Consider the following 26,025-nt stretch of genomic DNA (forward strand, 5'->3'; position numbering starts at 1 on the left):
CCAACCTGTATCCGGTGTTTATTCGGCAGCTTCGACCGAGGACAAAGCCTCGATTTTTGCCGCGCAATATTTGAATTCCGGAATTTTCCCATAGGGATCGAGCTGCGGATTGGTCAACCGGTTGGCCGGGCTTTCGTTGAAGCAGAACGGCATGAAGATCATTCCGTCGGCAACCTCCCGGTCGGACCGAAGCACAGCTTCCACCGTTCCCCTTCGGGTCTCCACCGCAACCATTTGCCCCGGCTCCAGGCCCTGACGCTCGATTTCATACGGATTCATTGCCGCAATTCCCTGAGGCTCGAGCTCATCGAGAACAACGGAACGGCGTGTCATGGCACCGGTGTGCCAATGCTCAAGCAGGCGACCGGTGGTCAGCACCAGCGGGAACTGTTCGTCCGGCACCTCGTCAGGCGGCAAAAGGTCTGCCGGCACGATTTTGCCGCGGCCATCCGGGGTCGGGAAGCCGTGAACAAAGATGACCTCGTTACCCGGTTTATCCGGTGCATCGGCCGGATAGGTAACCGCATCCTCCCGCTCGATCCGTTCCCACGAAATGTTTGTCAGCGACGGCATGACCGATGCCATTTCCTCGTAAACATCGGAAAGCAGCGGGTAGTCCCAGTCCAGCCCGACACCATTCGCCAAGTCGACGATCAACTCCCAGTCCTGGCGCGCTTCGCCTGGCGGATCAATAGCCGGCCGGCCGATTTGAACCTGCCGGTTGGTGTTGGTGAATGTTCCAAGTTTTTCCGCATGAGCCGATGCCGGGAAGATCACATCGGCATGCCACGCCGTCTCGGTCAGAAAGATATCCTGAACGACGAGATGCTCCAGTTTCGCCAGCGCGGCACGGGCATGGATCTGATCAGGATCGGACATGGCCGGGTTTTCACCCATAATGTACATGCCCTTGATCACGTCATCATGTATGGCATCGACAATCTCAACGACCGTCAAGCCCTTGACCGGATCGAGCGATCGGCCCCAAAGATCTTCAAAGCCGCCCCTGATGTCAGGATTTTCTACGGACCGGTAATCCGGGAAAAACATCGGGATGAGGCCGGCGTCAGATGCGCCCTGCACATTGTTCTGGCCGCGTAGCGGGTGCAGTCCCGTCCCTTCGCGGCCCACCTGACCGGTGGTCAGCGCCATGGCGATCAGGCAGCGTGCGTTGTCAGTGCCGTGCGTATGCTGCGATACGCCCATGCCCCAGAAGATGATGGAACGCTCGGACTTGGCGTAAACGCGCGCAACCGTGCGCAGCATTTCGGCGTCGACACCGCAGACCTCGGCCATTTCTTCCGGAGTGAAATCCTTGACCTTTTCCTTCAGCGCTTCGAAGCCGGAAACATTGGCCTGGATATACTGCTGATCATAGAGGTTTTCCGTGACGATCACGTTGAGGATTGCATTGAGCATCGCAACGTCACTGCCCGGCTTGAACTGCAACGGATGGGTGGCATAGCGCATCAGTCCCTGGCGCCGCGGATCCATGACGATCAGCTGCTTGCCCTGTTTGACGGCCTGTTTGAAATAAGTCGCGGCCACGGGATGGTTCTGCGCTGGGCGCGCACCGATGACGATGATGCAATCTGACTTCATGGCGTCGGTAAACGGCGCGGAAACCGCGCCCGAGCCGACGCCTTCGATCAGCGCGGCGACAGATGACGCATGGCAAAGCCGCGTGCAATGGTCGACATTGTTCGTTCCAAAACCTTCACGGATCAGCTTCTGGAACAGATAAGCTTCCTCGTTCGAGCCTTTGGCCGAACCGAAGCCGGCCAGCGCCTTGCCACCATCACGGTCGAGAATTGTCTTGAGGCCTGATGCAGCCCTTTCCATCGCCTCTTCCCAAGAGGCTTCGCGGAAGACGGTCAGCGGATCGACGCCGCGCATGTCGATATCACCGGCCTTGGGCGCATCGTCACGGCGGATGAGCGGTTTTGTCAGCCGCTCCGGTGAGTTGACATAGTCAAAACCGAACCGGCCCTTGACACACAGGCGGTTTTCGTTGGCCGGACCGTTGCGTCCGTCGACCTGAACGATCTTGTTGTCCTTGACCGCAACGCTCGTTTGACAACCCACACCGCAAAACGGGCACACGCTGTCGACGATCCGGTCAAAGGACTGAACCTCACGTTTGGTGTTGCTTTCATCCATCAGCGATTTTTCGAAAAGCGCACCCGTGGGGCAGGCTTGGACGCATTCGCCGCAGCTCACGCATGTGGACAGCCCCATGGGATCGTGAATGTCGAATACAGGCACAGAGTGGTTGCCGCGTCCTGCCATGCCGATAACATCGTTCACCTGAACTTCCCGGCAGGCACGAACACAGGCACCGCAGGTTATGCAGGCGTCCAGATTGACGGCAATCGCCGGATTGGTGACGTCAAAGCCCTTGTCGATACCGCCATCTTCAAATTTTGACGGGAAACGCTCCGATCCGGAAATTCCCATTGTGCCGGCCCATTCCCAAAATGCCGACTGGTTATCCGGGCTGTCGTCCTGCGGGCGCATGTCGCTGGCGAGCAGTTCAAAAACCATCTCGCGCGATTTTTCGGCGCGTTCCGTGTCGGTGCGCACGACCATGCCTTCGGTCGGTTTGCGCACGCACGATGCTGCAAGCGTACGCTCACCCTCAACATCCACCATGCAGGCGCGGCAATTGCCGTCAGCGCGGTATCCCGGTTTGTCGAGGTGGCACAGATGCGGAATGCGCGTGCCTTCACGCTTTGCCACATCCCAAATACTCTCCTCCTCCAAAGCCGTTACGGTTTTACCGTCAAGGCTGAAAGTAATGTCAGTCATCTATATGCAACCCCAGCAATCATCGAGCCCTTCAGCTCTATTGAAAACAAACCCGGACAACTCCTCTATTTGTCCCGGTTGGAACATTCGACAAGCCGCTGTCTGCCGCGCACCGACGGCGCCGCGTGCAACGTTTGCCCTTCGGAATCACAGCTCATCCTTGAAATAGGTCAGCAGGTGATTGACCGGATTGGGCGCAGCCTGTCCAAGGCCGCAGATCGATGCATCGCGCATGACCGCTTCCAGATCGCGTATCGCCTCTTCGTCCAGAGGACCATCGCGCTCCAGGAGGGCAACCATCTTTTCGGTTCCCCCGCGGCAGGGCGTGCATTGTCCGCAACTCTCGTGCATGAAAAACCTCAGCAGATTGAGAGTCGCTTCTTTCACGCTGTCCTTGTCGGAGAGTACCACCACGGCATGGGAGCCGACAAATGCGCCAAGATCAGCCAGTTCACCACCAAAATCCAGCGGAACCTGGTCCAGATGCGCAGGCAGAATTCCGCCGGAGGCTCCGCCCGGCAGGTATGCCTTGAATGTATGGCCGTCTTCCATACCGCCGCAGTAATCGTCGATCAGTTCGCGAATGGTTATACCGGCCGGAGCCAACTTCACGCCCGGCTCCTTGACGCGGCCGGATACCGACCAGGATCGCGGCCCCGGATGGCCCGGCTTGCCCTGATCCGCAAACCACTGTGCGCCGTTTTCGACAATATCGCGGATCCACCACAGCGTTTCGACATTGTGGTTCAGTGTCGGCTTTCCGAACAGGCCGACTTCGGCAATATAGGGCGGACGATGGCGTGGCAGACCGCGCTTGCCCTCAATGCTCTCGATCATCGCGCTTTCTTCGCCGCAGATATAGGCGCCTGCACCCCGGCGCAGTTCGATGTAGCCGGGCTCAATAAGTTCAGCCGATTCCAGGGCCTCAATTTCGGCCCGCAGGATTTCCAGAACCGCCGGATACTCGTCGCGCATGTAAAAATAAATGCGTTCGGCTTCGACCGCATGGGCCGCAATCAGCGCTCCTTCAAGGGTGCGGTGCGGGTCGCTTTCGAGAAGATACCGGTCCTTGAATGTGCCCGGTTCGCCCTCGTCGCCATTGATCGTCATCAGGCGCGGCCCCTTGTAGGAACGCACAAAGCCCCACTTCTTTCCAGCCGGGAAGCCGGCGCCTCCAAGTCCGCGCAATCCGGCATCCGACAGCGCCTCCAGAAGCGCCTCGGTCGTTATCTCGCCTGAGCGCACCTTCTCGTAAAGCCCGTAGCCGCCATATTCCTGATAGGCATAGAGATTGACATATTCGGGCACGACGGCGTCGAACCCGCCTTCGCTCGCGAGCTTCAGGATCCCGTCGGACGTCGCATCGTCCACCTCACGGTCGCCAACGCGCGCAGCAGGCGCTGTATCGCAGCGCCCCATGCATGGTGCACGAACAACCCGCATCAGGGAAGGATCCGCACCATTTTCCAGGGCCGAAATGAGCGCCTCCGAACCGGCCATCATGCAGGATATGGAATCGCACACCCGGATTGTCAAAGGTGCGGGGACACTCTCGCCTTCGCGCACGACGTCAAAGTGATCGTAGAAAGAAGCAACTTCGTAAATTTCAGCCTGCGGCAATGCCATCAGTTCAGCCAGCGCACGGATATGGGCCGCCGACAGGCATCCGTATGTGTCCTGAATTTTGTGCAGGAATTCGATCAGCAGGTCGCGACGCAGTTCCAGCCCCTCTAAAAGGCCGCGCACTTCCACAAGCGCCGCGTCGTCTAGTGACCGCCCTTTCGGCCCACGATCCCGGCGCTTTGCCGTGACATGCTGATTCATACCGGTGTCCTTCTGTGACTCCAGGACGTAATCGCCCCGCTTTTTAAAATGGATATAGACTGCATTGGATGCTTAATGCCAGCCCGAAAGCGGCAAACATGCGTCGCATGAGCCTATTTTCCCGCCCTGAACCGGCCCGGCTCGGCTTTTTGGCGCAGACCGCCAGAGACGGTATCAATGCGCGTGCACCATCTTCAAATGGGCAAACTGTTGGCTTACAGTTGATATTGCAGATCGCAACAAGTACTGCGCTGTGTGTGTTGAGGAGAGTAATTTCGATGAAGAAGCTGATCGCTTCGTCACTGTTTGCCGCAGGGACCCTATTCATGGCCGGCGCGGCATCCGCTTCGGAATGCGGCAATGTATCCATCGCGGAAATGGGCTGGCAATCGGCCGATCTGCTTGCACATATCGACTCAATCATCCTCGGAAATGGTTACGATTGTGACGTCACGCTGGTGCCGGGTGGCACGATGACGACCTTCGCAACCATGAACAAGGAGGGCAAACCGGATGTTGCGCCGGAACTTTGGATCAACGCGTTCCGCGCCGATGTGGATGCTGCCGTAAAGGAGGGTCGGCTTCACATCGCGGCAAAATCTCTGACCGATGGCGGAGTAGAAGGCTGGTGGATTCCCAACTATATTGCCGAAGCCTATCCGGACATTAAGACCGTCAGCGATGCCCTCGCCCATCCGGAACTTTTCCCCAATCCATCTGACAGCGAAAAAGGCGCCATTTACAATTGCCCGTCCGGTTGGAATTGCCGGATTTCAACAAGCAATTTGTTCAGGGCATTCGATGCCGAGAAAAAGGGATTTGCGCTCGTTGGGACCAATTCGAGTGCCGAACTCAACGATTCGGTGTCAAAGGCCTTTGAAAACAACAAGGGCTGGCTCGGATATTATTGGGCACCGACCGCCACGCTCGGAAAATACAACATGGTTCGCCTGAGCTTCGGCGTGCCGCACGACAAGGATGAATGGATCAGGTGCACGTCGAAACCCGACTGCGAACACCCCAAGCCCAATGCTTGGCCCAAATCCGAGGTCTACACCGTCGTCACGGACGCATTTCAAAAGCGCGGTCGCAATGCCTATAACTATCTGGCCAACCGCGGCTGGGGCAACATAACGGTCAACAGCATGCTTGCCTGGATGGTCGATAACGATGCGACAAGCGAAGAAGGCGCCCGTTACTTTCTCGAAAACCATCAGGATATCTGGGAAAAGTGGGTCACGCCGGAAGCGGCCGTCAAAGTTAAGAACTATCTCGCAAACTCTTGATTCCACCCGGTTTTACGGCACAAACTTTTATAATTCAGGTTTCCGTTGGAGCAATTGCCACGTGCCGTTCGAAATGGCATGCGTTTTCATCATTGCCATGATATAAAGATATATTTATATCGTTACGCAATTCAGTCATTACAGGGAAACTCCCATGTCCTCTTCCAACGGATCGACAAATCCGCTCTCCGAACTGATCGCCGAAAAAGGCGTTCTGCTGGCCGACGGCGCAACCGGAACAAACCTGTTCGCGCTGGGCCTGGAAGCCGGAGAAGCGCCGGAGCTTTGGAACGAGACAGCGCCGGAAAAGATCGTCAAATTGCATCAGGACTTCGTCGATGCGGGTGCAGACATCATCTTGACCAACAGTTTTGGCGGAACGCGTCACCGCCTCAAACTGCATCACGCCGAAGATCGCGTGTATGAGCTCAACAAGCGCGCAGCCGAAATCGCCAGGGATGTCGCCGGCAAAGCCAACCGGCGCATCATCGTTGCAGGTTCCGTCGGTCCGACGGGCGAACTGCTGATTCCGCTTGGAGCGCTTTCCTACGAAGACGCGGTTGCCGCCTTTGAAGAGCAGATCAAGGGCCTGAAGGCCGGCGGCGCCGAAATCGCATGGATCGAAACGATGTCGGCTCCGGAAGAAATTCGCGCCGCTGCCGAAGCCGCCGTCAATTGCGGAATGCCCTTCACCTATACCGGCTCGTTCGACACCGCCGGAAAGACCATGATGGGCCTGCATCCGAAGGACATTCACCAGGTCACCGACGATATTGCCGGTTCACCGATCGCGGTTGGCGCCAATTGCGGCGTCGGCGCATCGGACATTCTGGCCTCATTGCTCGAAATGAGTGATGCAAACCCGCAAGGAACGATCATCGTCAAGGGCAATTGCGGAATACCCGAATTTCACGGGTCCGAAATTCACTATTCCGGCACCCCACCCCTGATGGCTGAATACGCACGTCTTGCGGTTGATGCGGGAGCACAGATTATCGGTGGCTGCTGTGGAACCTCGTGCGATCATTTGCGCGCCATGCGCGATGCCATCGACACGCATCAGAAGGCACACCGGCCAACGGTAGATGAAATTATCGAAAAAATCGGTCCGATGCGCAACAAGACGGCCGATGTCAGCGAGGCGGCACCGAAGCGCGAGCGCCGTGGCCGCAGAAGGGCCTGATTCCGTAAATTTCGGGATCAGATACCCGGCAACTCCAGTGCATTCATGTGAAAGCGCAACTGCGCGTCACAATAGCGATAATTGCTGCCCACCGGGCAGGCATTTCGCGCCAGACATCCGGCAACCAAGCAGCCGTTGTGCCCCTCCTCACCCGTAAGGTGCCCGCGACATTGCTTCAGGCGAAATTCATGTTGGGTGACCGCCTCGGCAGGACAAGCGGAAAGGCACGGTTTGTCTGCGCAATCGTCACAGGCATGCATGAGCGATTGCGGTGCAGGAATGGCGATTGCTTCCTGAAATGCAAATGCTGCCCTGTAGCCATGCCACAGCCCGTATTGCGGATGGATCAAAATGGCGAGCGGCGAAGGCTTCAGCCCCTCCGTCCTGCCAATCCAGCTTTGAAACGGCCACCAGGGTTTCTCGAACGGGTAGAGGGCCTTGCAGGCAAACTCCGATGCAATTTGCTCTGCGATGGTTTTTGACCACGCGTCGAGCGGATCCGGTCCATCATAGTCTTTGTCGAAGCGCTCGAATTCCGGCCAAAATGATGAGCCGGCATGTCCGGCAAGCACCACTGTCTTAAAGCCATATTCACGCGCGGCGAGATCGGCATCACTATCCAGGTAAAGCCCGCCACGGGCCATCAACCCGTGACGCTTAAGGGCCTGGTCCAGAAGACCATAGACCTCGTCCGGCGCCCTGCCCTCATTGCCGTTGCTCACGGCTCTTCATCCCGAAAAGCGGAACGCCAGACGTCCTTGTGGATCAGATCGGCCACTTTAGCCCGGCCGTCCGCGGGCTTCTTTCATGTAAAGGCGTCGGGCATCGCCTCTTTTTTCTGACGGATGAAATCACGAAGACCGTCATTGATGCCTTCGTCAAGCGCCGGTGCCTGATAGCTGTCAAGCCAGTTGCGGCAAAGCTCGTTGGCACGCGCCTCGATCCGCTTTTCACCCTCCATCTGCCACTGCTCGAATGAATTGTTGTCGGCGAGCGGCGAGCGGTAAAAGGCAGTCTGGAAGTTTGCCTGAGTGTGATTACACCCAAGATAGTGGCTGCCCGGACCAACTTCGCGAATGGCGTCCAGGGCCTGGGCATTTTCCGAAAGATCGACGCCTTCGGCAAATTTCTGCATCATTCCGAGCTGATCCTGGTCGATCATGAATTTCTCATAGGATGAGACCAGGCCGCCTTCCAGCCAGCCGGCGGAATGGAGCGCAAAGTTGGTGCCTGCGAGCAGGGTCATGTTCAAGGTCGCGCCGCTTTCATGCGCCGCCTGGGCGTCCGGCACCTTCGAACCGCAGAGCGATCCGCCCGTGCGGAAAGGCAGACCCAGCCGTCGCGCCAGTTGCGCCGCGCCATAAGATACGAGCGACGGTTCGGGCGTTCCGAATGTCGGCGCACCCGATTGCATCGAAATCGATGCGGCGAAAGTGCCGAACAGCACCGGCGCACCTGGACGGACAAGCTGCGTGAAGGAAGCGCCGGCAAGCACCTCGGCGAGGATCTGCGTAAGCGTTCCGGTAACCGTAACCGGGCTCATCGCACCAGCAAGGATAAAGGGCGAAACGATACAGGCCTGGTTGTTGCGCGCATAGATCTTGGCCGCACCAAGCATGGTATCGTCAAACACCATTGGTGAGTTGGCATTGATCAGGTTTATGACAACGCAGTTCTGATCGACATAGTCCTCACCGAAGAGGATCTTGCACATGTCAACGGTATCCTGCGCGCGCTCCGGTGCCGTCACCGATCCCATGAACGGTTTGTCTGAGAGACGCATATGGGAATAGACCATATCAAGGTGACGCTTGTTGACCGGAATATCCACAGGCTCGCATACGGTGCCGCCGGAATGGTGCATCGACGGTGCCATATAGGCGAGCTTGACGAAATTTTCGAAGTCCTGGATTGTCGCGTAGCGCCGCTCGCCATTAAGATCCCGCACGAAGGGCGGGCCGTATACGGGTGCAAAGACGGTTGCCTTGCCGCCGATCTGCACGGAGCGCTCCGGATTGCGTGCCTGCTGCGTAAACACCGGCGGTGCCGTCTTCAGCAGCGACCGGCACAAACCCTTTGGAAAATGAACCCGCTCGCCTTTGACCTCGGCCCCGGCTTCACGCCACATGTCAAGCGCCTCGACATCGTCGCGAAACTCGATGCCGACTTCTTCCAGCACTGTTTCCGCATTGGCCTCAATCAGCGCCAGGCCCTCTTCGTCCAGCACCTCGTATTCACGGATCTTTCGCTTGATATAGAATTGTTTCTCACCGGGTCCGCCGCCGGTTCGCGACGCTCTGCGCGCTGCGGCGCCACCCGATCCACCCCTGCCACGCCGACCTGCGCCGCGGTCGGTTCTTGATTTTTCAGCTTCCATTACGGTTACCTCTCGTGCGGCCTGATCGGCGACGGTCAAATTGAAACATCCAATTCGCGTCCGCTCCAGCTCAAAGCCCAATTGAACAACTGCATTCCATGCTAATCCACCAACCGGCTGCTGCCTTTCTCTAAGCGCCAAGCCGTGACGCTATGGCGACAGGCGCCGCACATGAGCATGTAACGTTCAAATGAACGCTTTTGATGGCGGCAATCAGCGCCTCTCAAATCCGCCCGTCGCTTTTCATTGCGACACGCGTCGTTTTTGAGAAGTCGCAATCGGAATCTTTCCAGCATAACACTTGTCAAGATAAGCACTTACGTGGTTCAAGAGCGACGCAATCGCTAGCATCGAGGAAATGCCGATGTCCGACGACGAAATCATTTTATCCGAACTGTCTGACGATGAACTCGTACAGCAGATGCATGATGACCTCTATGACGGCCTGAAAGAGGAAATCGAAGAAGGAACCAACATTCTGCTGGAACGCGGATGGGCGCCTTACGATGTCCTTACAAAGGCACTCGTCGAGGGCATGCGCATCGTTGGCGAGGACTTCCGCGACGGCATCCTCTTTGTGCCGGAAGTTCTCCTGTCTGCCAACGCCATGAAGGCCGGCATGTCTATCTTGCGTCCGCTGCTCGCGGAAACCGGCGCGCCAAAGCTCGGCAAAATGGTGATCGGCACGGTCAAGGGCGACATTCACGACATCGGCAAGAATCTCGTTGGCATGATGATGGAAGGCGCCGGATTCGATGTTGTTGATATCGGCATCAACAATCCGGTTGAGAACTATCTCGAAGCCATCGAAGAGCATCAGCCGGATATTATCGGCATGTCTGCCCTTTTGACGACGACAATGCCCTATATGAAAGTTGTCATCGATACGATGAAGGAAAAGGGCATGCGCGACGATTATGTCGTGCTGGTCGGCGGAGCGCCGCTCAATGAGGAATTCGGCATGGCCGTTGGAGCGGATGCCTATTGTCGTGACGCTGCGGTCGCTGTTGAAACGGCAAAGGAATTCATGGCACGCAAGCACAATTCACTTGCAAACGCCGGATAGGGGCTGCTTCCAGGCGTTACCAGATCACAAGGCGGCCCACTGGCCGCCTTTTTGCATAATGGGGTATGATGCAAAGCCATGAGCGAGAGCGCCGACAACAAATCAGATGTATCGCCCGTCCGGGTCATCGGATGCGGTGCGATTGCGCGCGAGATTCTGGCCGTGTGCGAAGCAAATGGACTTGCCCACATCGATCTGACATGCCTTCCCGCACAATGGCACCTTTATCCGGATCGTATAGCCCCGGGGGTCAGGACCGCCATAAAAGAGGCCCGCGACGAAGGTTTTGATAGAATTTATGTCGCCTATGCGGATTGCGGCACTGGTGGCTTGCTGGACAGGGTCTGCGAGGAAGAGGGCGTCGAGCGCATTGCCGGGCCGCACTGCTATTCATTCTTCGCAGGCAACGACACATTTTCCGAATGGGATGAGGATGTCGACGCCTTCTTTCTGACCGATTTTCTTGCCCGACAGTTCGAGGCCTTCATCATTGAGCCGCTGGGCCTGAAAAAACACCCAGAACTGCGCGATATGTATTTCGGCAATTACCGCAAGCTGATCTATCTGTCCCAGAAGGAAGATCCCGAACTGCAGGAAAAGGCGCAAAAAGCAGCCGAAATCCTGGGGCTCGAATATGAATACCGCTTCACCGGATACGGCGATTTGAAGTCGGCGCTTGTGACTGCCTGATTCAGTCTGCCCCTGCCGGTGAACCGGCCGGCGCAAGGCAGCGGAACTTCCTTGAAATCGCCCCTTGCCAAAGAAGCGTAAAAGTCCCACATGTGTTGCCCGGAACGAGGTGCAATTTGTGCCTTTGAGGGCGGGGCCGACTTATTTCTTCGATAATTCGATGCTACCGGAATTGTAAGAAACACACCGTTCGGGTTGCAGCGGAAGAGAGACGATTTTGAGCGAGACTTCTGCAAATAGCGTTGTTCCGGGTATTTCGGCCAAACAGGACAAACACCCCGAAAGCCTCTCGGAATTGCTCAAAGAGCTTTCCGAAAACGCAGGGGATCGCACAACGTTGCGGGAAATAGCTGAAGCACTGGATGAACGATCATTTGGTGCCTTCCTGCTGGTTTTTTCAATTCCCAATCTTATCCCGCTGCCGCCGGGCGCAACGCTGGTCCTCGGCCTGCCATTGATATTTGTGGCATGGCAGATCGTAGCCGGCCGGCACAAAATCTGGCTTCCGAAGCCGCTTGCCAACTACGCACTGGAAAAAAAGACGCTCCAGAAAATAATAAAACGCTCCGTTCCCTGGCTGAAATGGATGGAGGCCTGGGTTCGTCCGCGCAATTGGCCGCTCTCAAATCCCTTGTTCGAACGGCTTTTTGGCATCTACACACTGTTTCTTGCCATTATCGTTGTCGTTCCCATTCCGCTTGGAAACTGGCTTCCCGCCTTTGCGATTGCAACGATCGGCCTTGCCAGCACCGAGCAGGATGGCAACTGTCTTGCGATCGGATCCATCATCGGCATTGTCGCAGCCCTGATATTTGCTCTGGCGATTTTCCTGACCACCGCCCTGTTTAATTCGGTGGTCTAGTCACCGTACGGATCATTAATTTTATCTTTTCCAAATGCGCTTAGGGTCTGTCCACGCAGCTTGGCGGCAACCCTGGTTGAGGCGCGTTGATGGAAAAACACAAAATCGTGGCAATCACGGCAGGCGGTCCCTATCCCTGGGCTGTAATCAATGCACTGGCTGAGAAATTCGGGCCCGTTACCGTGATTCATGAGCAGCCTGAATCGAAAGCGCACTTCCTCAAACGCCGGGCGGCAAAGGTCGGTTATCTGAGCACCGCCGGACAATTTGCGACCATGATGGTGTCGCGCCTTTCAAAAAAGGTCGCACAGCAGCGCGAAAATGAAATTATCGGGGAATTCGGCCTAAAGGTCGTTCCCGCCCAGGACCAGAAGATCATTACAGTCGAATCCGCGAACAGTCCGGACTGCATCGCTGCCATCGCCGGTGAAAAGCCAGATGTCGTATTTCTGGCCGGTTGCCGCATGCTTCACCGCAAAACCCTGGAAGCCATCGAGGCTCCGGTCATCAACTATCACGCCGGCATAAACCCCAAATACAGGGGCATGCTCGGCGGATATTGGGCACGCATCAACAATGATGTGGAAAATTTCGGCACAACGGTCCATCTCGTCGATGAAGGGGTCGATACCGGCGCAATTCTCAAACAGGCGCGCATGAAACCCTCACCGAAGGATTCGATCGCGACCTACGCCATGCTTCAGGCCGCCCATTCGCGTGAAATATGCATATCTGCCGTCATGGACGTGCTGGAAGGCAAAACAACGCCCATAAGCAGTGATTTGCCGTCGAAACAGTGGTTTCACCCGCCGATCTGGTCCTATGTCTGGAATGGCGCAACCCGCGGAATCTGGTAGATTCCCGACCCATCCGGCTGTCTGGCGTATACGTTGTTTTGGACAGTTTCGTATGCCGGCTTTTGCACCTGAAAGCAGCGCCTTATATTGATTCTTGACCCGCACGTCGTTTTTGAGCGTGTTGCACGTCGTCGCACAGCAAGCCAGGCGAACGGTTTATAACCATTTTACGCGTCAAGGAGACCAACAATGGCTGATCTGATTACCGTTTACTGGCGGGACATACCCGCTCAGGTCATCGTCAAGAAAGGCCGCAAAAGTGCCAAACGCGAATTGTCGCTGCGCTTTACCGAAGCCATCGACATGTGTGCTATGCGTTCCGGTGCTCATGAAACGGACGAGTATCTGGCCGAATGGCGGCGCGGTACTCCCGAACCGGTTTCCGACGATCTGGAGGCGGAAGCGGACAAGGCCGCAGCCCTTCTGGAAGACAGCTTTACCAAGGAGCGCCTGATTGACTTGGTCAAATCGGGAGGAAGAGCAGGAAAGAATGACGACAGTGGTGGAAATGAAGTCGCATAGACCGGACAAGATTGCCGCGTCAATTGAAGTGGCTCCGCGCCAGGCGGTTGAATCAACCGACCTGCCGGGTCTCTTTCCGCAGGGCACGAGTGTCTATATCACCGATATCGGCACGGACACGACCGATATGCTGGTCAAAGCAGCGGGCCGCGTGCGTGACCTCGGCTATGAACCGGTGCCGCATTTCGCATCACGCCGCCTGACAACGCGTTCCGCTCTTGAAGACCGCATCAAGCGCATGAGCGAAGAAGCAGGTGTCCGCAACGTCCTCGTCATCGGCGGCGGTCTTGAGCGCCAGGCTGGCGACTTCTCATCCACTATGGAAGTGCTCGAAACCGGCTATTTCGACAAATACGGCATCGACAGGATCGGCGTTGCCGGTCATCCCGAAGGCAGCCCGGATTTCTCTGAAGAAGTCGCCCTGCAGGCCCTTCGTCTCAAAAAATCGTTTGCTGAGCGCAGCGATGCCCAGCTTCGCATCGTCACGCAGTTCGGCTTCGATGCACAGAAATTCATTGCCTGGGCCGACAGCCTGAGGGAAAACGGCATCGACCTGCCTGTTCATCTCGGTGTCGCGGGACCGGCAAAGATCACCACACTGATCAAATTTGCGGCCATGTGTGGCGTCGGCAATTCGATGAACTTCCTGAAGAAGAACGCATTGTCATTGACGACGCTTGCAACATCGCATTCGCCTGAAACCGTCGTGGGTCCGATAGAGCAGCACGTGCTCAACAACACAGAGACTCCGATCCGCCAAATTCACGTCTTTGCCTTCGGCGGATTGAAGAAAACGTCCGAATGGCTTGAAAATCGTGGCTCATGGGATATAAAGACATCTTTATATCCTTCTACGACAACTGCCCAGAACTGAGGCCCATAACCAAGGACTGCCCCATGGCCCGCACAATTGTCGCATCAGCGACCAAGGAAATCGTCATCGGTTTCGACCAGCCATTCTGCGTTATCGGCGAACGCATCAACCCGACCGGACGCAAGAAACTGGCTGCGGAGATGCAGGAAGGCAATTTTGAGACCGTCAAATCCGACGCGCTTGCACAGGTCGCCGCCGGCGCCACAATGCTCGACGTCAATGCCGGCGTAACCGCGGTCGATCCGAACGCCACCGAACCTGCACTTATGGTCAAGACCCTGGAGATCGTCCAGAGCCTCGTCGACGTGCCGCTTTCGATCGATTCCTCCGTTACCGGCGCCATTGAAGCCGGACTCAAGATCGCCAAAGGCCGTCCGCTGGTCAATTCGGTAACCGGCGAAACGGAAAAGCTCGAGGCGATCCTGCCGCTGATCAAGAAATACGACGTACCGGTTGTTGCTATTTCCAACGACGAAACGGGCATCTCCGAAGATCCGGATGTGCGCTTTGCCGTCGCCAAGAAGATTGTCGAGCATGCCGCCGATTACGGCATCAAGGCCGAAGACATTGTCGTCGATCCGCTGGTCATGCCGATCGGCGCCATGGGCACGGCAGGTCAGCAGGTCTTCAAGCTGGTGCGCCGTCTGCGCGATGAACTCGGCGTCAACACCACCTGCGGTCTGTCCAACATCTCCTTCGGCCTGCCGCACCGCCATGCCATCAACGCAGCATTCATTCCGATGGTCATCGCATCGGGCATGACGTCTGCGATCATGAACCCCTGCCGTCCGCAGGAAATGGAAATGGTTCATGGCGCCAATGTACTGAATGCGACGGATCCGAACTGCCAGAACTGGATCATGACCTACCGCGACCACACACCGCTCAACGGCGCAACGCCTGCATCACCCGACGCCGCCGTTGCTGCCGCGGCCGGAGGCGGCCGTCGCCGCGGCGGACGCCGGGCACGCGCCTAAAAGCCGGACTGAACATGTTGCCGGGCTTGTCCCGGCAACGATCCTGCTGCAACGTCAAGGCGTTGATTCGTGCGGATCAGGAAGGAAGCTGAAGATGGACCAAAAGGTTTCAGGTGAAAAAGACCCTTTGGTTCTGTTCATGCCTTCCGGCCGGCGCGGACGCTTCAAGAAGGGCACGCATGTCCTTGAAGCCGCGCGTCAACTCGGCGTCTATGTCGAGAGTGTTTGCGGCGGACGCGGTATTTGCGGCCGCTGCCAGATCGAGGTGCAGGAAGGCAATTTCGCCAAACACGGCATCACCTCCGCAAACAGCCATATTTCAGCGTTCGGCGCCAAGGAAAAGCGTTACGCCGACAAGCGCGACCTGAAAGACGGCCGCCGCCTCTCCTGCTCGGCCACCATAGAGGGCGATCTCGTCGTCGATGTGCCGCAGGATGTGCAGGTCAATGCACAGATTGTCAGGAAAGCAGCCGATACGCGGCTGATCGACAGGAACCCGGCGATTCAGATGTGCTATGTCGAGGTCGAAGAGCCTGACATGCACAAGCCGCTTGGCGATCTCGACCGTCTCAAACAGGCGCTCGAGCGCGACTGGGGCTTTACCGACATCATCGTCGACCAGCATGTGCTGCCGCAGGTGCAGAAAATCCTGCGCAGCGGCAATTGGTCGGTTACCGCTGCAATCCATAAAGACATGGATACCGCCCGCCCCTCCCTGATCGCGCTTTATCCGGGCCTCAAGAACGAGGCCTATGGCATCGCCTGCGACATAGGCTCGACGACGATTGCCATGCACCTGTCATCGCTGTTGTCGGGATTGACCATCGCTTCGGCCGGTGCTTCCAATCCGCAGATCCGCTTCGGCGAGGATCTGATGAGCCGCGTCTCCTATGTGATGATGAACCCCGATGGCTGCGAAGCCATGACCAAGGCGGTTCACATTGCGCTCAACGGCCTGATTGAAGAGGTCTGTGCCGAATCGGGCGTCGATCCGACCGACATTCTCGACGCCGTGTTCGTCGGCAATCCGATCATGCATCACCTGTTTCTGGGGATCGATCCGACTGAACTTGGCGGCGCGCCCTTTGCGCTTGCCGTATCCGGCGCTGTCCATAGCTGGGCTTCCGAACTTAATCTCGCGCTCAATGACGGCACGCGCGTCTACATGCTGCCCTGCATAGCCGGTCATGTCGGTGCCGACGCCGCCGCCGCCACGTTAAGCGAAGGCCCGCATCGTCAGGACGAGATGATGCTGCTGGTCGATGTCGGCACCAATGCCGAAATCGTTCTTGGCAACAAGAACCGGGTCGTCGCAGCTTCCTCGCCGACCGGTCCTGCCTTCGAAGGCGCGGAAATCTCCTGTGGCCAGCGCGCCGCGCCGGGCGCCATCGAGCGGGTGCGCATTGATCCGGAAACGCTCGAGCCGCGCGTGCGTGTGATCGGCATCGACGCCTGGTCGGATGAACCGGGTTTTGCAGCCCTGGCCGGAAAGACCGGAGTAACCGGCGTGTGTGGTTCCGGCATTATCGAAGTGATCGCCGAAATGTACCTTGCCGGCATCATCACCGAAGACGGTGTCGTTAATGGCGATCTTGCGGAAAAATCCGAACGCATCATCAAGGACGGCCGTACCTTCTCATATGTTCTGTGGGACGGTGAAACGCCGCTCACCATCACCCAGAACGACGTGCGCGCCATTCAGCTCGCAAAAGCGGCGCTCTATGCGGGCATCAAGCTGCTGATGGACAAGCAGGGCATTGATCATGTCGACCGCATCGGCCTTGCCGGCGCATTCGGCTCTTTCATCGATCCCAAATACGCCATGGTGCTCGGCCTCATTCCCGATTGCCGGCTCGACAAGGTCAAGGCAGTTGGCAACGCCGCTGGAACCGGCGCCCGCATGGCGCTTCTCAACCGCGATTATCGCCGCGAGATCGAAAAGACCGTGACCGAGATCGAAAAGATCGAAACCGCACTGGAGCCGAAATTCCAGGAGCATTTTGTCTACGCCATGGCGCTGCCCAACAAGATCGACCCCTTCCCGAAGCTCGCCGAAGCGGTCAAGCTACCGGAAAAAGCCGAACCGGCCGTCGCTGCAGAGGGCGCACCTGGCGGCCGTCGCCGCCGCGAGGGCCGTCGCCGGCGCGACTAGACAAACAATCCGGCAACACTGTCCGTGCAAATTCCAAGCTGGCGTTGTCCGGCACCTATGCGCTCCCGGCTGCGATGCCATAAGATCGATGGATCGAAAGACAGCCGCTACGGAGCAAAGCTATGGGAATTGCATTCCGCAGAATAAGCCGTCTGGCCGCGCTGACAGCGTTCGCGACAATCCTGTCATCCGCGTCCATTGCCGAGGACATTGCCGGCAGCGCTGATCATCCGCTTGTCGGCCGGTTCGACGGCTCGTTCATCGTTGCCTATGACGTCCGCGAGTTCGACGAATACAATTTTGTCGACGAGCCGGCTACGCAACGAAACCCTGACAATCTCAAACCGCTTGAAGGCGCGGTCACCCGCATCGCCTATACGCTGGACGCCGACAAGTCACTTGCTGAAGTCGCGCGAAACTTTGAACTGGGGTTGAAGGAAAAGGGTTTTGAAATCGTCTTTGAATGCAAGACCAAGGAGTGCGGCGGCGGCAATCTGGCCTACGCGCTCGACACATTTCCCCTACCGAAAATGATCGTTGACCCGTTCAATTTCCGTTATCTCGGCGCAAAGCGCACGAACGATGAGGGCGAGGTCTATGCTTCAGTCGTCATAAGCGCCGACACGCACAAGAAAATCCGCACCCAGGTGACGGTTGTCGTGGTCGACAAGCTTGCCTTCCAGATGGTCGACGCCAAGGCCATGCAGGACGCGTTCGCGGAAAAGGGAAGCGTTGCGCTCTACGGCATTTATTTCGACACCGACAAGGCGGACATCAAACCGGAATCCGCCCCAACGCTGGAGCAGATGGCGATGTTCCTGAAAGGCGCACCCGAACTCTCGGTCGTTATTGTCGGCCATACCGACAATCAGGGCGACATGAAATACAATCTCGACCTTTCCCACCGCCGCGCCCAGTCCGTGGTCGACGCGTTGGCCGCATCATACGGAATCGGCAAGGATCGCATGGTCGCTGCCGGCGCGGGATTTCTCGCACCCGTCGCACCAAATGACACGGAGGACGGACGCGCCAAGAACCGCAGGGTTGAAATGATCCCGCGATAAAAGCACATCAATTCTGCAGACTGGCTGCCTACGCCGCCTCGTTCAACACTTCGAAAGTCGCCCTTATATGATCGGCCGCGGCACATACGGGCGCTTCGGCATCCGGCCGGACGAGCATGCCAAGTGAATAGGTGCCGATAGGCGGCAGGCCGTCCTCTTCACCGAGCACCACGAGATCGTCACCGACAAAGGACTTGGGCAGCGGCGCAACGGCAAGGTCGGACATGATGGCCGCCCTCTGGCCGGCCGTATGGGCACTCATATAGGCAATCCGGTACGAGATGCCGCGTGCATCGAGTTCGTCCACGGCCCCTGCCCGCCAGGCGCAGCCTTCTTCCCACATGGATACAGGAAGCGGCGAGCATAAATGCGCACTGCCGCCTTTCGCACCCGCCCATACGAGCTGCTCCGTCAGCAGCACCTCGCCGCCCGGCGGCACATTGTTTGTCGTGCAGGTCAAAAGCGTAATGTCGAGCCGCCGTTCATCAAGACGCTTGATCAGATTCGAACTCATGTCGATCACCACATCGACCGCAATCGAGGGATGCGTCTTGGCAAAGCGCTTGAGAACGCTCGGCAGGACCCGTTCACCAACGTCATCAGGGGCACCCAGCCGCACGACGCCGGATATGTCCGGCGATATGAATTCAGATACAGCCTCCCGGTTGAGCGACAAAAGGCGTCTTGCATATCCAAGCAGCACCACACCGTCATTGGTCAGCGACACCGAGCGTGCGTCGCGCGCAAAGACCGGGCGCCCCAGCATTTCTTCAAGTTTCTTGATCTGCATCGACACCGCAGAGGGCGTACGGAACACGATCGATGCAGCTGCCGTGAAGCTGCCCGTGTCTGCAATAGCGACAAAGGTGCGCAGAATATCGAGTTCGAGAAGCGGTACCGGGTGATTAAGTGGAGCGTTCATGGTTATCGTTCAATTTTTCTGAATGAAACAATGATTTCTTTTCATTTGATTGAACCAGACAATAGCCCCATAGTCAAGATCAAGGGTCGCGACCTTTTTTGACACCGGCGAATTTCCAACAGCGGAAAGCCGGCAATCATGAAGGAGCCTGACAATGTTGAACAACCAGAATTCTTATAATTCGCCCGTTTTCGGTCTTGTCATGGAAGCAAGCCGTGGCGTAGCCGTCAGCACGGTATTGACGGACACTGTGAACCGTACAGCACGCGCGGTCGTGCGTTGGAACGAGCGCAGAAAATGCAAAAAACTGTATCGCGAAGCAAAGAATGAGATAGCCAAACTCGATGATCATATGCTGCGCGACATCGGCTGGCCGGGGCGCTATGAAGAGCAAAATCCGTGCATGCGCGATGACTTTTAAACAGGACCGGCGTGCCTTAGGTGCGCCGGTATTTCCAGCTGCAACGGCAGGTGCGCACTAGCGCATAAAATTCCTCTCAGGGCCCGAAATTTTCACTTCACAGTGAAGACGGACTGTGTAAAGGTCGCTGCGCAATAGCGATATTGCACAACGGGTGGAGAGACGTTTCTGAACAGATTTTTGGAAATTCGGAGCCATTCCGCCAATAGGGTTATACGTCGAAACTGCAGTGGCGACCGGACGAATACGTGCCGAATTTCCGGCTCCGAGAGGTTAGCCGCCACGATGTTCAGGGATTGATGGCGATGGCTGACAACGCGCCGACCGTAAAGCGATCCTTCGTTTTTTATCTGGTGCCGGATTTTTCACTTATTGCATTTGCGACTGCGATCGAACCGTTGCGGCTTGCCAACAGGATGCTCGGATACGAAGCATACAAATGGCGCGTTTCGTCCTTCGATGCCCAGCCTGTTGTCGCATCCAACGGCATTGAGGTTTCAGCAACGACATCGCTCGACGAGGAGCGCCGGAACCTGTCGGGCGAAAAGCGCCCGTCAATGGTTTTTGTCTGCTCCGGCGTCAATGTTCAGGACTACGCGCAGAAATCTGTGCACGCCTGGCTGCGGGAGGTGCACAACCGCAACATTTCCGTCGGCGGCCTGTGTACGGGCGCCTATGTTCTTGCAGCAGCGGGCCTTCTGTCGGGCCGGCGCTGCGCCATACACTGGGAGGATCTTCCGGGTTTTTCCGAAAAGTTTCCACTCGCCGAGGTCTATGCCGATCTCTATGAGACGGATGAAAATGTCTACACCTGCGCCGGCGGAACGGCATCGCTCGACATGATGCTGAACCTTATTGGCGAGGACCACGACGACAATCTCGTCAACCGCGTGTGCGAGCAGGCCTTGACCGACCGCGTCCGCAATCCGCATGACCGCCAGCGCCTGCCGCTTCGCGCGCGCCTCGGCGTGCAGAACTCCAAAGTCCTGTCGATCATCGAATTGATGGAAGGCAACCTCTCCGAGCCGCTATCGCTGCTCGAGATCGCCGAATATGCCGGTCTTTCACGCCGCCAGATCGAGCGCCTGTTCCGCCAGGAAATGGGCCGCTCCCCTGCCCGCTACTATCTGGAAATTAGACTCGACCGGGCCCGGCACTTGCTGATCCAGTCCTCCATGCCTGTGGTCGAAGTGGCAGTCGCCTGCGGTTTTGTCTCGGCATCGCATTTTTCCAAATGCTATCGCGAACTCTACGGCCGCTCGCCGCAGCAGGAACGCGCCGATCGCAAGCAATTGCTGACATCGGCTGCCTGATTCAATTGAGGTTCCTGGCTGTATAACATGCAGCCGGCGCATTTCTTCTTGCTGCAGGCCGCAACGTTTGTCCGGCATCTGTGGATTACCGGGCGCACCTCTAGACCATATATTCAACTCTAAGTAGATGTACGAATGCTGAGAGAATACAAGTTCTCCAGTGACTTGGTCTGTTTTCATCACATCGTCGGATACCACTCGGCGCCACTTTTGGGAGTACATTGTGTCTCGCCTCAAATTAATTTTCAGTTGTAGTTTGGTTGTGCTTCTGGCTGCCTGCACAACGTCATCACCACCACCCGCCGGCGATTCACTGGCCGGCTGGAAAGGCAATGTTAAACGCGCCCTGCCGGTTTCACGCGCTGTATCTTATGGGGGTTGTAACAAGGCGGTCAGCGACTATGTCGCGGCAAGCGGTCATTCCGCCTATGCCTCAACCGATCTGACCGCTGCGGCCTACAACGAAAAGATTGTAATCTGCGGAGCTGCCTTGAATGCAAGGACAGTCGAGCAGGCCGAAGCTGCCGCACTGAAACAATGTCAAAATGGAACCCGAAAATGGTCCAGCGCCTATTCGGGCAAATGCGAGATCCATGCGTCAAAATAAAATACCCGCGCCGTAAAGGCCATTGAGTTCAGTGGCTTACTCAATATCAGGTCCGGTTTATCGGAGTTAAAGGCCCATACCGCAGGCTGCCCGGCTCGAATATCTGTAGCAACCTCACAAAAAAGGCGGCTCGAGGAGCCGCCTTATTCATTTGTATCGGATGAACCGCCTACGCGCGAAGCGCTTCGTTATCGACATCAAACGGGCTTTCATCGATCACGGTCGCCCTGTGGAGATTGCCCAGGATCTTGATCTGCAGCTCCGTCCCGGCCGCGCTGAGGTCCGGACGCACCATCGCCAGTGCCAGCGACTTGCCCAGCCGGTACCCATAGCTGCCGTGCGTCGCACGTCCGATGAGCTCTCCGTTCTGGTAGATGGCTTCACTTCCACGCGCATCGGCATCGGTAACATCGTGCACTTCAAGCGTCACGAAGTTCCACTTCAGCCCTTCCTCACGTGCCCTCACCACCGCATCACGGCCGATAAAGTCACCCTTGTTGGGTTTGACGAAACGGTCGAGGCCAGATTCGAATGCATTGTATTCGATCGACAATTCGCGCGGGATCAGGCGGTAGGATTTTTCGACTGCCATCGCCGTCATTGCCCGGATGCCGAACGGTTTGATACCGAATTCCGCGCCGGCTTCCATGACCAGGTCGAAGATGGTGTTCTGCTGCTCCATCGGATGATGCAGCTCCCAGCCAAGCTCACCGACAAAGTTGACGCGCAGCGCATGGGCGCTCGCCGGACCGACATTGATCTGCTTTCCTGAAAGCCACGGGAAATCGGCATTTTCCAGGCTGGTTCTTGTCAGTTTCTGAAGCACGTCCCGCGCTCGCGGACCGGCAAGAACCAGCACGCCCATCCGCTCGGTTATCGCGTTAAGCCGCACGGAACCGTCGGTAGGCGCCAATTTGCGCAGATAGTCGTGGTCATGCGCCTCGAATGCACCGGCGGAAACCAGATAAAAACGGCCGGGCGCCCACTCGTAGACGGTGAATTCGGAACGCACGCCGCCATTCTGGGTCAACAGATGAGCCAGTGCGATGCGCCCGCGCTTTTTTGGGATCGAGTTGGCAAGGATCGAATCGAGCCATTCACGCGCTCCCGGCCCGCTGACTTCCATCTTGGCAAAGGCCGACATGTCGAGCAGGCCGACATTCTCGTGCACATTTTTGACCTCGCTGCCGACATGCTCGAAATAGTTGGAACGGCGGAACGACCAGATTTCCTTGACCTTGTTGTCCGCATCGGGTTCCGGGTGGTTGTGGTTGGTCCACACATCCGGCTTTTCGATGCTGTCGACGTCGATGCCGTAGCCTTCCGGCGCAAACCAGTTGGGCCGTTCCCAGCCATAGACCGAGCCGAAGACGGCACCGAGATCCTTCATGCGGTCATAACAAGGTGTGCGCTTCAGCGGGCGCGCCGCCTGCCGTTCCTCGTCCGGATAGTGAACGGTAAAGACATTGGCGTAGGTCTCCTCGTTCTTTTCTTTCAGGTAGCCTTCGGTCGCATAGGGACCGAAGCGGCGCGGATCGACACCCATCATGTCGATGGTCGGCTCACCATCAACGATCCACTCGGCAAGCTGCCAACCGGCACCGCCGGCGGCCGTCACACCGAAGGAATGGCCTTCGTTGAGCCAGAAGTTCTTTTTGCCGGGAGCCGGTCCGATAATGGGCGAACCGTCCGGCGTATTGGCGATGGCGCCGTTATAGACCTTCTTGATACCCGCTTCGCCGAAATAGGGCACGCGCTCGATGGCCGTTTCGATATGCGGCATCAGCCGTTCCAGGTCTTCCTGGAAAAGCTCGTATTCGGATTCGTCCGACGGCCCATCCACATAACAGCATGGTGCGCCTTTCTCGTATGGCCCAAGCAGCAGGCCGCCGGCTTCCTCGCGCATGTACCAGGAGGAATCGGATTCACGCAGCACGCAAAGCTCGGCGCCGCCCTCGGCACGGAATTTCTGAATTTCCGGATGCGCTTCTGTAACGATGTACTGATGCTCGACCGGGATGACCGGGACATCCAGCCCCACCATGGCGCCGGTCTTGCGCGCAAAATTGCCGCTGCAGGAGATCACGTGCTCGCAGGTGACATCGCCCTTATCGGTTTTGATCAGCCACTGCCCGTCCTCGAGCTGTTCAATGCCCGCGACGGTCGTGTTGCGGTAGATCGTGGCACCGCGGTCGCGCGCGCCTTTCGCCAGCGCCTGGGTCAGGTCCGCCGGCTGGATGTAACCGTCTTCCGGGTGGCTGATCGCGCCAAGCAGACCGTCCGTATTCACATAGGGCCACTTTTCCTTGATCTCTTCGGGCGTCATCCGCTCGACATCGATACCGATCGTCTCGGCGACACCCATATAATACTCATATTCGTCGAGCCGATCCTGCGTGCGGGCAAGGCGAACATTGGTCACCTTGCGAAAGCCGGTGTCCATGCCGGTTTCCTCGGCCAGTTCCTGATAGAAGCGGACGGAGTATTTGTGGATCTGCCCGACCGAATAGCTCATGTTGAAAAGCGGCAGCAGGCCGGCCGCGTGCCAGGTGGAGCCGGAAGTCAATTCCTTGCGTTCAATGAGAATGACGTCGTCCCAGCCCTTCCTGGCCAGGTGATAGAGCGTCGAGACGCCGACAACGCCCCCGCCGATTACAACTGCACGCGCGCTGCTTTTCATCTTCTTTGCCCTTTCCGCGACCCGCATTGCGGATCCGTTCCTCAGCATTGCAAATGCGTCACCCAATCCGATGATGGCATAGCGGGTCGGCATTCACCTTGCGTATTATAAGCCAAAAGCTCCGGGATAAACCGCACCCATGCGAAGTCCCGTTAAACCTTGGGGCAAATATGAACCTCGCCACCTGTCGCGTATCGCCTGTTTGCGACATGCAAAAAACGGGCGACGACAAGCACCGCAATCAATTGCAATTGATTTTTTGTCTTAAACCGCTTTGCAGCGCTTCAGGCAATCAGCGAAGACGGGCAAGATCGAAGCGAGGCTTCCAGCTTTCAATGAGCAGAACGGCGGTCAAAAGCACGTAGAGAAAATACACCCGGTCGTCCGGCAACGGGAACGAGGCAAACTTGCCTGCCACGCAAAGGACTTGCGCGAGGAGAAGTGTCGCCGCTACACCGACAGGCTCTTTGCCGGTCCTGCGTAGAACCACCCAGCAAAGCAGCAGGATCGCGCTGATCGCCAACCAGACATTGTAGCGAATGGCCACGCTCACACCCCGCACCAGCGCCTTGATATAGGTTTCAATACTGAATGCCGGATCAAAGCTGTTCATGTCGTTCTGCAGTTCGACATTGGAGAACACGAAATGCGGCCACCAGCCGGGGTGACCGGAATTGCGGGTGATGAGGAAATAGCCGACAAGCGCCAGTGCGAATGCCGACAGCATGGGCAGCTTCCTGCCGCCAATCATCAGTGTTGCAAGCAGAAGCGCAAAGATGAAGATGATGCCGTCAGGCCTGATTGCGAAGGCGATCAGCATGACCGGAACGGCCCACCAGTCCTGTCCTGTGCGAAGAAGATACACTGCGACAAGGAATGCCGCGAAGGTCATCAGGTCCGGATTGGCCAATTGCCCCATGGTCAAAAAACCGGTCGCCAGCATGAATGGCGCGAGGATCAATGTGCCTTCGATGGCATTGTAGCGGCGCAGCCAGAGAAGGAGCACCAGCCCGATAACGAGGACGCATACGGCATTTATGATCTGTGTCGCCTCGACATAGCCGACGATCGGTCCCAGTAGACGCAGATATTCGATATAGCCGTATTTCACCCGGTACATGCCGAGCTGTGAGTTGAAGAACGCGGCATTCTCATATTGCGCCATATTATAGGCATTGCCCATCGTCAGCGTATGGAACTGCGCGGGGCTTGCCGCCGTTTCCATGATGCCCCAGACACGCGCGTGCAGGGCTTCGGGGTCAGCGATCTCGTTCTCCATTGCGACGGCAATGTAGGGCGCCATATCCCAGTTGTGCTCCGGCTTGACGAGAGCGCCAACCGCAACTGCAATGATGACAAGTGCAAACAGGACCGGAGCTACCACCCGAACGAAACCCGGGGTCACCAGTTGCTCGAGCGAGCCGCCTATGCGCCCTATAAAGCCGGACGCCGGTTCAGAGCGCGTATTTTCCTCGCTCCCGTCTGCCCATTTGATGTCAGCATTTTGCATGCGTTCCGCCCTTCATCATCACAGCCCCGT

General features: G+C 57.2%; 21 protein-coding genes. 14 read left to right on the forward strand and 7 right to left on the reverse strand.

What is annotated here, in order from left to right; genetic code table 11:
• Positions 1-18: 18 nt before the first annotated feature.
• Positions 19-2,808 (reverse strand): formate dehydrogenase subunit alpha, encoded by a 2,790-nt coding sequence (gene fdhF, locus ABVT35_RS15830; protein WP_368467551.1) that lies wholly within the window; start codon positions 2,806-2,808, stop codon positions 19-21.
• A 147-nt stretch (positions 2,809-2,955) separates the two neighbouring features.
• Positions 2,956-4,632 (reverse strand): NAD(P)H-dependent oxidoreductase subunit E, encoded by a 1,677-nt coding sequence (locus ABVT35_RS15835; RefSeq protein ID WP_368467552.1) that lies wholly within the window; start codon positions 4,630-4,632, stop codon positions 2,956-2,958.
• A 278-nt stretch (positions 4,633-4,910) separates the two neighbouring features.
• Between ABVT35_RS15835 and ABVT35_RS15840 the strand changes: the two genes are divergently transcribed.
• Together ABVT35_RS15840 and bmt are read left to right on the forward strand one after the other, a co-directional pair.
• Positions 4,911-5,918, forward strand: coding sequence for a glycine betaine ABC transporter substrate-binding protein (locus ABVT35_RS15840; RefSeq protein ID WP_368467553.1), 1,008 nt, complete (start codon positions 4,911-4,913; stop codon positions 5,916-5,918).
• A 154-nt stretch (positions 5,919-6,072) separates the two neighbouring features.
• Positions 6,073-7,101, forward strand: coding sequence for a betaine--homocysteine S-methyltransferase (bmt, locus tag ABVT35_RS15845; RefSeq protein WP_368467554.1), 1,029 nt, complete (start codon positions 6,073-6,075; stop codon positions 7,099-7,101).
• Positions 7,102-7,118: 17 nt separating this feature from the next.
• On the opposite strand, the gene ABVT35_RS15850 is transcribed toward bmt, so the two are convergent.
• Positions 7,119-7,823 carry a ferredoxin gene (locus ABVT35_RS15850; protein WP_368467555.1) on the reverse strand — a complete coding sequence of 235 codons (705 nt, stop codon included), beginning with the start codon at positions 7,821-7,823 and terminating at the stop codon, positions 7,119-7,121.
• Between the two features lie 83 nt (positions 7,824-7,906).
• On the reverse strand, positions 7,907-9,478 hold the full coding sequence (locus ABVT35_RS15855; RefSeq protein ID WP_368467903.1) for a trimethylamine methyltransferase family protein: 1,572 nt from the start codon (positions 9,476-9,478) through the stop codon (positions 7,907-7,909).
• A 364-nt stretch (positions 9,479-9,842) separates the two neighbouring features.
• Here ABVT35_RS15855 and ABVT35_RS15860 point away from each other — a divergent pair, with 364 nt between their 5' ends.
• The 9 genes from ABVT35_RS15860 to ABVT35_RS15900 all read left to right on the forward strand — a co-directional run bounded on the left by ABVT35_RS15860 (position 9,843) and on the right by ABVT35_RS15900 (position 18,542).
• On the forward strand, positions 9,843-10,544 hold the full coding sequence (locus ABVT35_RS15860; protein WP_368467556.1) for a corrinoid protein: 702 nt from the start codon (positions 9,843-9,845) through the stop codon (positions 10,542-10,544).
• A gap of 78 nt (positions 10,545-10,622) precedes the next feature.
• A complete protein-coding gene (locus ABVT35_RS15865; RefSeq protein ID WP_368467557.1) occupies positions 10,623-11,234 on the forward strand; it encodes a DUF1638 domain-containing protein in 612 nt (203 codons plus the stop codon).
• A gap of 217 nt (positions 11,235-11,451) precedes the next feature.
• Positions 11,452-12,096: an exopolysaccharide biosynthesis protein gene (locus tag ABVT35_RS15870; protein ID WP_368467558.1), complete on the forward strand. Its 645-nt coding sequence runs from the start codon at positions 11,452-11,454 to the stop codon at positions 12,094-12,096.
• Between the two features lie 89 nt (positions 12,097-12,185).
• Complete coding sequence (locus ABVT35_RS15875) at positions 12,186-12,953, forward strand: formyl transferase (protein ID WP_368467559.1); 768 nt, start codon at positions 12,186-12,188, stop codon at positions 12,951-12,953.
• Between the two features lie 189 nt (positions 12,954-13,142).
• Positions 13,143-13,475 carry a virulence factor gene (locus ABVT35_RS15880; protein ID WP_368467560.1) on the forward strand — a complete coding sequence of 111 codons (333 nt, stop codon included), beginning with the start codon at positions 13,143-13,145 and terminating at the stop codon, positions 13,473-13,475.
• Positions 13,444-14,349: a methylenetetrahydrofolate reductase gene (locus ABVT35_RS15885; RefSeq protein WP_368467561.1), complete on the forward strand. Its 906-nt coding sequence runs from the start codon at positions 13,444-13,446 to the stop codon at positions 14,347-14,349. The genes ABVT35_RS15880 and ABVT35_RS15885 overlap by 32 nt, the downstream gene beginning before the upstream one ends.
• A 23-nt stretch (positions 14,350-14,372) precedes the next feature.
• Positions 14,373-15,326, forward strand: coding sequence for a methyltetrahydrofolate cobalamin methyltransferase (locus tag ABVT35_RS15890; protein WP_368467562.1), 954 nt, complete (start codon positions 14,373-14,375; stop codon positions 15,324-15,326).
• A gap of 94 nt (positions 15,327-15,420) precedes the next feature.
• Positions 15,421-17,478, forward strand: a complete 2,058-nt coding sequence (locus ABVT35_RS15895) for an ASKHA domain-containing protein (RefSeq protein WP_368467563.1) — start codon at positions 15,421-15,423, stop codon at positions 17,476-17,478.
• Between the two features lie 122 nt (positions 17,479-17,600).
• Positions 17,601-18,542, forward strand: coding sequence for an OmpA family protein (locus tag ABVT35_RS15900; RefSeq protein WP_368467564.1), 942 nt, complete (start codon positions 17,601-17,603; stop codon positions 18,540-18,542).
• A 28-nt stretch (positions 18,543-18,570) separates the two neighbouring features.
• On the opposite strand, the gene ABVT35_RS15905 is transcribed toward ABVT35_RS15900, so the two are convergent.
• A complete protein-coding gene (locus ABVT35_RS15905; protein WP_368467565.1) occupies positions 18,571-19,464 on the reverse strand; it encodes a LysR substrate-binding domain-containing protein in 894 nt (297 codons plus the stop codon).
• Positions 19,465-19,618: 154 nt separating this feature from the next.
• On the opposite strand from ABVT35_RS15905, the gene ABVT35_RS15910 reads away from it, so the two are divergent.
• The 3 genes from ABVT35_RS15910 (at position 19,619) to ABVT35_RS15920 (ending at position 21,805) form a co-directional block, all read left to right on the forward strand.
• Entirely contained in the window at positions 19,619-19,885 is a 267-nt protein-coding gene (locus ABVT35_RS15910; protein ID WP_368467566.1) for a DUF1127 domain-containing protein, read from the forward strand.
• A 305-nt stretch (positions 19,886-20,190) separates the two neighbouring features.
• Positions 20,191-21,198: a GlxA family transcriptional regulator gene (locus ABVT35_RS15915; protein WP_368467567.1), complete on the forward strand. Its 1,008-nt coding sequence runs from the start codon at positions 20,191-20,193 to the stop codon at positions 21,196-21,198.
• Positions 21,199-21,358: 160 nt separating this feature from the next.
• On the forward strand, positions 21,359-21,805 hold the full coding sequence (locus tag ABVT35_RS15920; RefSeq protein WP_368467568.1) for a hypothetical protein: 447 nt from the start codon (positions 21,359-21,361) through the stop codon (positions 21,803-21,805).
• 169 nt (positions 21,806-21,974) lie between these two features.
• Here ABVT35_RS15920 and ABVT35_RS15925 read toward each other — a convergent pair whose 3' ends face one another.
• Together ABVT35_RS15925 and ABVT35_RS15930 are read right to left on the reverse strand one after the other, a co-directional pair.
• Entirely contained in the window at positions 21,975-24,485 is a 2,511-nt protein-coding gene (locus ABVT35_RS15925; RefSeq protein WP_368467904.1) for an FAD-dependent oxidoreductase, read from the reverse strand.
• Positions 24,486-24,777: 292 nt separating this feature from the next.
• Entirely contained in the window at positions 24,778-25,995 is a 1,218-nt protein-coding gene (locus tag ABVT35_RS15930; protein ID WP_368467569.1) for a hypothetical protein, read from the reverse strand.
• Positions 25,996-26,025: the final 30 nt, after the last annotated feature.

Origin of the sequence: Hoeflea sp. TYP-13 (assembly GCF_040932035.1) — a bacterium.
In the GTDB taxonomy this organism is placed as follows: Bacteria; Pseudomonadota; Alphaproteobacteria; order Rhizobiales; family Rhizobiaceae; genus Hoeflea_A.

Coding starts and splice junctions, on each gene's coding strand:
- ABVT35_RS15930 (WP_368467569.1), bottom strand. CDS start 25,995: ATGCAAAATGCTGACATCAAATGGGCAGACGGGAGCGAGGAAAATACG.
- ABVT35_RS15880 (WP_368467560.1), top strand. CDS start 13,143: ATGGCTGATCTGATTACCGTTTACTGGCGGGACATACCCGCTCAGGTC.
- ABVT35_RS15895 (WP_368467563.1), top strand. CDS start 15,421: ATGGACCAAAAGGTTTCAGGTGAAAAAGACCCTTTGGTTCTGTTCATG.
- ABVT35_RS15900 (WP_368467564.1), top strand. CDS start 17,601: ATGGGAATTGCATTCCGCAGAATAAGCCGTCTGGCCGCGCTGACAGCG.
- ABVT35_RS15835 (WP_368467552.1), bottom strand. CDS start 4,632: ATGAATCAGCATGTCACGGCAAAGCGCCGGGATCGTGGGCCGAAAGGG.
- ABVT35_RS15875 (WP_368467559.1), top strand. CDS start 12,186: ATGGAAAAACACAAAATCGTGGCAATCACGGCAGGCGGTCCCTATCCC.
- ABVT35_RS15865 (WP_368467557.1), top strand. CDS start 10,623: ATGAGCGAGAGCGCCGACAACAAATCAGATGTATCGCCCGTCCGGGTC.
- ABVT35_RS15925 (WP_368467904.1), bottom strand. CDS start 24,485: ATGAAAAGCAGCGCGCGTGCAGTTGTAATCGGCGGGGGCGTTGTCGGC.
- ABVT35_RS15890 (WP_368467562.1), top strand. CDS start 14,373: ATGGCCCGCACAATTGTCGCATCAGCGACCAAGGAAATCGTCATCGGT.
- ABVT35_RS15915 (WP_368467567.1), top strand. CDS start 20,191: ATGGCTGACAACGCGCCGACCGTAAAGCGATCCTTCGTTTTTTATCTG.
- ABVT35_RS15905 (WP_368467565.1), bottom strand. CDS start 19,464: ATGAACGCTCCACTTAATCACCCGGTACCGCTTCTCGAACTCGATATT.
- ABVT35_RS15860 (WP_368467556.1), top strand. CDS start 9,843: ATGTCCGACGACGAAATCATTTTATCCGAACTGTCTGACGATGAACTC.
- ABVT35_RS15840 (WP_368467553.1), top strand. CDS start 4,911: ATGAAGAAGCTGATCGCTTCGTCACTGTTTGCCGCAGGGACCCTATTC.
- ABVT35_RS15910 (WP_368467566.1), top strand. CDS start 19,619: ATGTTGAACAACCAGAATTCTTATAATTCGCCCGTTTTCGGTCTTGTC.
- bmt (WP_368467554.1), top strand. CDS start 6,073: ATGTCCTCTTCCAACGGATCGACAAATCCGCTCTCCGAACTGATCGCC.
- ABVT35_RS15885 (WP_368467561.1), top strand. CDS start 13,444: ATGACGACAGTGGTGGAAATGAAGTCGCATAGACCGGACAAGATTGCC.
- ABVT35_RS15855 (WP_368467903.1), bottom strand. CDS start 9,478: ATGGAAGCTGAAAAATCAAGAACCGACCGCGGCGCAGGTCGGCGTGGC.
- fdhF (WP_368467551.1), bottom strand. CDS start 2,808: ATGACTGACATTACTTTCAGCCTTGACGGTAAAACCGTAACGGCTTTG.